Origin of the sequence: Brucella pseudintermedia (assembly GCF_008932435.1) — a bacterium.
Classification (GTDB): Bacteria; Pseudomonadota; Alphaproteobacteria; order Rhizobiales; family Rhizobiaceae; genus Brucella; species Brucella pseudintermedia.
The window spans coordinates 1-284 of the sequence record NZ_WBWE01000044.1 but is presented as its reverse complement, the minus strand read 5'-3'; the positions used below and the strand labels follow the sequence as shown (position 1 = coordinate 284).

The window sequence follows — 284 nt, the reverse complement described above, 5'->3', positions numbered from 1 at the left end:
ACGCAAGGAGACGGTGGAGCGTTCCTTTGCCGATGCCAAGCAGTTGCATGGACATCGCTATGCCAGGTTCCGTGGCCTCATCAAGGTCAGATGGCAATGCCTGCTAGCCGCGAGTGCCCAGAACATCAAGAAGATCGCAATGGCGCTCACCAAAGGGCCAAAACCGGTCAGCGCATGAGCCGGATACACCCTTCTCAATCTGCGTCAAAACTCTGCCGCCCAAAACAGCATACTTCCCAGAACAAAACCCGTCGAAAATATCGATGGGTTTGTCAGCGGTCTGA

General features: G+C 54.6%; 1 protein-coding gene. It reads left to right on the top strand.

Features of this window, described 5'->3' with window-relative positions:
* A partial coding sequence (locus F9K78_RS21810) for a transposase (protein WP_208851950.1) occupies nucleotides 1-178 on the top strand: 178 nt, incomplete at its 5' end.
* Nucleotides 179-284 lie beyond the last annotated feature (106 nt).